This window comes from Silvanigrella sp. (assembly GCF_044369315.1).
GTDB lineage: Bacteria > Bdellovibrionota_B > Oligoflexia > Silvanigrellales > Silvanigrellaceae > Silvanigrella.
Genome location: NZ_JBIPMD010000219.1, coordinates 1 through 5,281, shown reverse-complemented (window position 1 = coordinate 5,281; position 5,281 = coordinate 1). Strand labels below are relative to the sequence as shown.

Annotated in this window: 5 protein-coding genes and 1 pseudogene; 2 read left to right on the top strand and 4 right to left on the bottom strand. The window is 28.3% G+C overall.

The genetic code is table 11. From position 1 onward, the window contains the following. Positions 1–488: hypothetical protein (locus ACIQ56_RS13970; protein WP_397601662.1), on the top strand; the 488-nt coding region annotated here is incomplete at its 5' end. Positions 489–495: 7 nt separating this feature from the next. Here ACIQ56_RS13970 and ACIQ56_RS13965 read toward each other — a convergent pair. The 4 genes from ACIQ56_RS13965 to ACIQ56_RS13950 are packed head-to-tail and all read right to left on the bottom strand — an operon-like array spanning position 496 to position 4,816. Continuing rightward, positions 496–1,107, bottom strand: coding sequence for an NUDIX hydrolase (locus ACIQ56_RS13965; protein ID WP_397601661.1), 612 nt, complete (start codon positions 1,105–1,107; stop codon positions 496–498). Then, complete coding sequence (locus ACIQ56_RS13960) at positions 1,107–2,345, bottom strand: small ribosomal subunit Rsm22 family protein (protein WP_397601660.1); 1,239 nt, start codon at positions 2,343–2,345, stop codon at positions 1,107–1,109. The genes ACIQ56_RS13965 and ACIQ56_RS13960 overlap by 1 nt, the downstream gene beginning before the upstream one ends. Before the next feature lie 7 nt (positions 2,346–2,352). Continuing rightward, entirely contained in the window at positions 2,353–3,369 is a 1,017-nt protein-coding gene (mltG, locus tag ACIQ56_RS13955) for an endolytic transglycosylase MltG (RefSeq protein ID WP_397601659.1), read from the bottom strand. Position 3,370: 1 nt separating this feature from the next. Beyond that, positions 3,371–4,816: a hypothetical protein gene (locus tag ACIQ56_RS13950; RefSeq protein WP_397601658.1), complete on the bottom strand. Its 1,446-nt coding sequence runs from the start codon at positions 4,814–4,816 to the stop codon at positions 3,371–3,373. A gap of 61 nt (positions 4,817–4,877) precedes the next feature. Here ACIQ56_RS13950 and ACIQ56_RS13945 point away from each other — a divergent pair. Further along, positions 4,878–5,281: pseudogene (locus ACIQ56_RS13945) on the top strand (hypothetical protein); the annotation flags it as partial.

Sequence of the window (5,281 nt, the reverse complement as noted above, 5' to 3'; positions counted from 1 at the left end):
CCCAAAAGATTGGTTGCCTTGGAATTATCTCGATACCATCAACAAAATCAAAAACCACTCTCTATAAAAAATTTACTAGCATTCATTTTGTTTGTAAAATGCACTTATTGGTAGGACACACTGACATTATAATAAATTCAATCGAAGATGCAAAAAAATATAGAATTGGAGTTGTAAAAGAAGATATTAAATATAAATTTTTAGCAGAAAAAGGTTTTATTAATTTTGAAATTGCAGCTTCAACTGATCTAAATATTTTAAAATTTATTGGAAAAAGGGAAGACCTAATAGTTGGAAGTGAGTTAAGTCTTCAAGAGCAGCTAAAAAAAATCAATATACCATATGATATTGTAGAAAAAGTTTTTGAATTAAAAGAACTTGATGGAAAAAGGTATCTCGCTTTTAATAAAAACACATCCAACGAAGTTGTAAATAATTTTAAAAAGGCGGCTAAATTAGTTTATGACTATGAAAAAGAGCTAAAATAAATAGTATCTATAATAAACTTTCAATTCGAATTAAAAAATCTTTTAATATATTTCCGGTTGCTCCCCAAATATCAATATCACCAATATTATCAATATTCATAGGAAAATGCCAAACACGTCTTTTTAATTGCATGATAGTTCGCTCTTCACTCCAACTATTAATATTTAATAAGTTTTGAATTGATATTGGAACGATAAAACTAACTTCATCTTCATTACATCTTAAGTTTTGATCATCTATAAATAAGGAACAAAACGGAACAATATGATAACCAGATCTCGCAAAGGAATCATTTAATTTTATGGTCGATAAAATTTTAGTAGGCTCAAGTGCAATTTCTTCATTTGCTTCTCTTAATGCAGTCTGTTGCGGACTTTCTCCATGATCAATTCGACCTCCTGGAAAAGAGACTTCTCCCGCATGCTCTTTTAAATGTCCTGAGCGAATGGTAAAAATAAGTTTCCAATTTAATATATTTAAAATTTTATTTTCAAAATCAATTTTCGGACATAACACGGGTATTAAAATTGCTGATCTTCTTTCTAAATCGGGAACATCTTCATACAAGCCGTTAATATGTTCAATTTTTTTAAAAATTTTAAGTATATTATTTGGCATTAATTCCGTTCTTTAGCTCTCATATATAATTCAGAACTTTCTTTAATTCTTCTGCCACGACGATACTCTTTCTGATTAGGATCTGCAATAACAAATGCAGATTCTAAATCGCCATTACTTGTACATAATAAAATTTTATTTAAACCATTTTCATGTTCAGACATTTCTAAAAACTCAGCATTTTCACCAGAAACTAAATTATTTGCAAAATAATTTAACTGAGCTTTATTTTCTTTCACATCAATACTAAATTCATCACTAACACATCTTGCATAATATTTTTCTGCAGAACGCACTTTATTTTTTTGTAAAAATAAATAAGAAAAATTTAATTCATAGTGATCTACTTTTGAAAACTTATCAATTAAAGAAAGAGTTTTAGGAGGATTCCAAGCATGTCTAAACCAACACCAATCTTTTCTTGTCGATTTAAAAGATAGGGGACATGATTTTTTATGAGCACAAGGAGAAATGATTTCGCAGTTTTCTGCGGTTTCAATAAATTCATCTCTTAGACCACCTAGAGCCTTAGCATGAAGTTCTTGGCCTGGTTCCATAATAAATACAACACCACCATCTTCTGTTTTGGAATAAAGAGATTTTAATGTTTTAAGACGATGTTTTTCAGGAATTTCATTAAAAATATTAATGCAGAGAACAATATGAGCTTGTTTTGTCATTTTATCAGCAGAAGTCAATCTTTCTATCGTTATTTGTGTATCAGGAAAAGTAGAGTTTTTAATAAATTTAGAACCAAATTCTACAATTTTTTCTGAACGATCAATTGCATAAATAAATAATTTTTTTGGAGCTACTAAATTTGGATTTTTAGAAAATATATATTCTAATAATGAAATAATTCCGACAGATCCGCTCAATGGCCCACAACCAAAATCTGCTATGATTATTTCTTCTTTTTCAATAGAAAATAAACTTTCAATCGCAAATATATTCTCATCTTTTACTAAAGTAGAAAAAACTCTTTCAATATTTGGTAATAAAAATGAAGAAACATAGGATTGAAGCCCTATTGCGGACTCCATATAATGTTTATCTAATTTATCTCTTTCCTGATTAAAATGACTCCAAAGTCTTTGAACATGCGAAGCAAGGCTTTGGGCAGCTCCTTTTTTTTCTTGACCATCTTTTGTGTATATGCCCAAATAATTTTCCCATTCATCCATATATTTAGATAAATTTAAAAAATATTTACCTTCAACTTCGTAAAAATTCCTCATTCTATACTTATTCCTTTTGTCTATTTGCTTTTAAAAAAATGACATATTTCCTTACAGCAATATTATGATCTTTTAAGTTTTGACTAAAAATATGAGTCCCATCACCTTTGGCAACAAAATAAAGATCTTTTGAAACTGGGTTTAAAGTGGCTTTCAAGCTTGCAATTCCAGGGCTCGCAATAGGCCCTGGCGGTAACCCATAATTTGTATATGTATTATAAGGTGTAGGTGTTAGCAAATCTCTTTTTGTAATAGATCCTTTATATTTGTTCCATATTCCATAAATTACGGTTGGATCTGCCTGAAGCCTCATTTTAATTTTAAGTCTATTCCAGTAAACTCCTGCCACTCTTTCTCTTTCAGAAGAAACAGCAGTTTCCTTTTCAACAATAGAGGATAAAGTAATATACTCTAAAGGTGATAAACCGAGCCCTTTTGCTTTTTGAAACATTTCTGGAGTCACATTCTTTTTGAATTCAGAAAGAATCGATTTTATTACAGATTTTGGTGATAAATTGGGATCAAATACGTATGTTTCAGGAAATATAAAGCCTTCCAAATTAACTGCATTTGTTTTAAGTCCCAAAAAAGGAATTAAATCTTTAGAATTGACAATTTCTAACCAATTTTCTTTTGTTGTTTTTGGAAAATCTTGAGCTAGTTTTTCAGAAATTTGGTATATATTTAATCCTTCTGGAATAGTTACTTTTATAGTTACGATATCCCCTTTTACAAGCTTCGTAAGTATTTCTTCTGGTGAGATATCTTTATGAAATCGATATGTTCCAATTTTTAAATTCCCAGTTAAATGCATAATTTTTGCGTAATCAATAAAAAGCTTAGGGTACCTTAAAACATTTAATTTCTCTAGATCATATGCAACTCTCATAAATGTAGAGCCTTCTTGTAAATGATAATCTACAGAATCTTGGTTTAAAGGGTTCGGACTTTTAAACCAATAAAAAATATATCCAATAAATCCAACAAATATAAAGAAAAATAATAAAAATAATTTTTTTAGCATATTATAAGTTCCACATCTTTGTTGCTATTGATTTTCTAATATTATTTATATTTGGAGCTATTCGTACTACACTTGAATCCCATATTTTATTTGAAATTCCAAAATATTCATTTAAAATATCATCTAATTCTATTTTATTTATTTCTTTTATATCATCATTTGTAACTCTAAAATATTTATTACTTTTATTAATAAAATCGGAATAAACAAATATTCTCGGACATTTTTCTACTCCATATTTTCTTCTTTGTGATACTCGATTTGTTAATAATACATGATATTTTGAATTTTGTTTTTTTTCATTTATTTGGAACCAAAAAGAAGTTCCCGTGTATCCCAAATGACCGTAAACTTTAGATCTATTTTCTGGCCAATGATTTAATCCAGCAGTTGAATCTTTTGAGCTAGGAGTGTCTAATCCATAAACAAATCTTACGTTTACATCACTAGTATAATTAACTTCATATAAATATTTACTTTGTGAAAAAATAATTTCTTTAGTAGCTTTTGTAACATCAATAATATTACCAAAAAATCCTGAATGGCCTGATACCAAATTATTATTTTCACTCAATGAGGAAAGTATATTTGAATTTGTATCATTTACAAATCCAAAGTTCATGTCCTTTAATTTATCCAAATTAATATCGTTATTATAATAAGAAATATAAGGATAAAACGGAATACTATTTTTTGATTTTTGAGGAGATAGACTTGAGTGAAAAAAATTTGTTTCTAATTTATCATTTATTAATTCTACAATTTGAAACCAGCTTTTTTCTTTCATAAAAAAGGACTCTATTAATCTTGATAATATAAAGTAATTTACATCAGAATAAACAAATTTCCCATAATCATCAAAATTAAATGATTTCATACAGCTTGAATTTAAATTACTTTTAATATTATATATGTAATTTTTATCATTAATATCTAAATTTGTATGATAAACATTTGGATCTTTATGATGCGAAGTAGAAAATTGAAACCATTTAGCGCTTCCCATCCAAAACCAATTTTTAGTCCCAGAGTAGTGTGATAGAAATGAATTTAAACAAAAATTATTTTTACTATTTAAAATAAATTGAAATAATTCTTCATTTTCTTCTAAAGAGTTTTTATTTAAAAATAAATCATTTATTGGTGTATTTATTATTTTAATAAAATCTTGTTTAAATAATTCTCTTAAATATAAATTCAAAAATATGGGTTTTGTAAGACTTGATAAATCAAAAGTCGGATGATAAGAAAAATCAATATTTTCGGAAATTTTTTTTGTATTAAATTGACATTCATCCGCCCAAAATGCAGATAGTGCCGCTTCATTATTTGATAATGACCAAGATGTAAATATTCCTTTTTGTGCTTCGGATTCAAGTTCTTCAAGAGATTCCAAAAATATTTTTGGAATATGCGTTTGTAAGCATTTTTGTATTGCTAAAATCATGATATGAGTACCCCTGCCTTGGATGTCCAGGGCATTAAAATTATCTTTAATAGGGTGCACTATGGATCACACGAAAGTAAAGCCTCGCTGTCCTTTTTTGATGCCAAAAAACGAGCTAACTCAAACCGATTTTATTCATTTTTGCACATCAAAGCTTGGAGTTACACCAAACCGCATCCTAAAAGATATTCTACAATGGCTTGAAGAAGATCATGGTTCTGGCGACCCTACTTTATTTGGCGCTATGGATAAAAACCAAACTGCTGAGTTTTATATTGTAGCAAAACAAGATTTTAATCTTTCTGGTTTACACATGATGCAAGAAACATTTTATCAAGCATCAGGGGGAACAATTAAACTCTTTTCAGATAGCAATGATGGTGATTTCATTAAAAAAGGATCCGTTGTTCTTGGAGGCATAGGCAGTGCAAGTTCCATTTTACTTGCAGAACGAGTTGCATTAAA

What these genes read in the sequence shown, in the direction of transcription:
- ACIQ56_RS13950 (WP_397601658.1), bottom strand. Translation starts at nt 4,816, where the DNA reads ATGATTTTAGCAATACAAAAATGCTTACAAACGCATATTCCAAAAATA.
- mltG (WP_397601659.1), bottom strand. Translation starts at nt 3,369, where the DNA reads ATGCTAAAAAAATTATTTTTATTATTTTTCTTTATATTTGTTGGATTT.
- ACIQ56_RS13965 (WP_397601661.1), bottom strand. Translation starts at nt 1,107, where the DNA reads ATGCCAAATAATATACTTAAAATTTTTAAAAAAATTGAACATATTAAC.
- ACIQ56_RS13960 (WP_397601660.1), bottom strand. Translation starts at nt 2,345, where the DNA reads ATGAGGAATTTTTACGAAGTTGAAGGTAAATATTTTTTAAATTTATCT.